Here is a 1,763-nt window from a genome sequence, read left to right as displayed (position 1 = left end):
TGCGTACAAAATTCTTTTCGGCGATACCACATCGGCTGGATACGTCACCTTCTTCGATGCGCTTTATGACCCTAATGGCAGTCCCAATAAGCCTTTGGTAATGGATGTGGTGACCGTCCACCATCAGGGGTACTATCAAGACAAAAATGAGCCTCCGGCCGATTGGGACAGCCCCAACCCGGTTCCTTTCGTCAGCGTGCGCGATGGCGTAAAGTTCCGGGTAGCGCTGGCCGGGCCTGATGAATGGGTCGACGCCGCTTTCCAGATTTTGAAATTGGCGTTGGCCGACGAGGGTATTGGTGCCAAGACCAATAGCGGCTATGGGCGGATGGAACTTGTTGAAGAAGCCAGAGAATTGTCCCCTGACGAGGCATTTCGCGAGAAAGTGAAAGCCACATCCGATATCAACAAAGACTTTGTCACATTGTATGATGAATGGGAAAATCTGGAAGTGCCAGATGATGTAAAGCATGATCTTGCCAGATTGATTCTGGAAAAAGTGGATGCTTCGAATCTCCCCAAGACCTGGGAGAAGAAAGCAAAAAAGGAAAAAACTCGCAAGAAGGCTTTGCGCAATCAGGAGCGATACGCAGCGCTTGTTGCCGCGACTGGGAAGAAAGGTTGAGTGCATAAAACGGAGTGCTTGACTGACGGAGCCCTATTCCCTAACCGGTGCTGGCTATTTTCTGAGGAGACAAAATGAAAATCCTGAGCTTTCTTGGCCCAACTAACTATGCATTTACCAAGTACCAGTATGGCGACACGATCGTACCCACACGCTTCTTTGCCGAAGCGTTACCCCAGTTTTTCCCGGAAACGAAAAAAATCCTCGTTTTTGTCACGCCTACGGTAGAAAAGCATGATAACCTGGAAGAACTGAAGAGTCGCCTGGGCGACTTGTTGCTGCCGGTACCCATTCCGGAAAGCCACACAGAAGATGCGCTCTGGGAGATTTTCAGCGCGCTGGTGAACGCCGTCGAACCCGGAGAAAGGGTGGTTTTCGATATCACCAATTCTTTCCGCTCTTTGCCTTTTCTGGTGTTTACCGCGGCAGCATTTTTGCGATCCGCGCGCAATGTCACGGTAGCGTCTGTGTTATATGGTGCTTTTGAAGCCAGAGACAAGGAAACCAATATCTCGCCAGTCTTTGATCTGACTCCCTTTATTTCCCTGTTCGACTGGCTGGCCGCGGCCAACCAGTTCATCTACACTGGCAATGCCCGTTATCTGGCCTCACAACTGCGCAAACAGGCGGATGCTACGCTGGAACCGCTGGCGAAAAACGTTGAAGGCATCGCCCTTGGGCTGGACCTGCTACGTCCGCGTGATGTGGCCGGGGCTGCCCGTGAATTGCCGCACCAACTGAACGCCGTCCATAATGTCTTGCCAGAGCCATTTGGCGTGGTGGTGGAACGCCTGCAAAGTGACTATTCCATCTTCGCCGTGGGAGATAACGCCGACGATTGGGCTTATCTGCGCAGTCAATTGCGCATGATTGACTGGTACATGGCAAAGCAGCATTACGTTCATGCACTCTCTATGGCTCGCGAGTGGGTGGTTTCGCTGCTCTGCCTGCACTTTGGGCTTGATATGTGGCAGAAAAAGCAACGCGAAGAGGCCGAATTTTTACTGAGCAGCAGCGGCATGCGCAAGAATCGGGCTACCGGCGAGGTGGTAGCAGAATCACCCTACCGCGAACGCTGGATGCAGTTCCCGCACCGCAAGCGAATCGCCCGCCTTTGGCAGGGAAGCGAACGCGGCCC

General features: G+C 52.8%; 2 protein-coding genes. Both read left to right on the top strand.

What is annotated here, in order from left to right; genetic code table 11:
• Positions 1–625, top strand: a 625-nt coding sequence (gene cmr6 / locus D6694_02765) for a type III-B CRISPR module RAMP protein Cmr6 (GenBank protein RMH46999.1), incomplete at its 5' end; no start/stop codon positions are given.
• A 74-nt stretch (positions 626–699) separates the two neighbouring features.
• A partial coding sequence (locus D6694_02760) for a TIGR02221 family CRISPR-associated protein (protein RMH46998.1) occupies positions 700–1,763 on the top strand: 1,064 nt, incomplete at its 3' end.

It is taken from the genome of Gammaproteobacteria bacterium, from assembly GCA_003696665.1.
Lineage (GTDB): Bacteria > Pseudomonadota > Gammaproteobacteria > Enterobacterales.
This window is presented reverse-complemented; position numbering and strand designations above follow the sequence as displayed.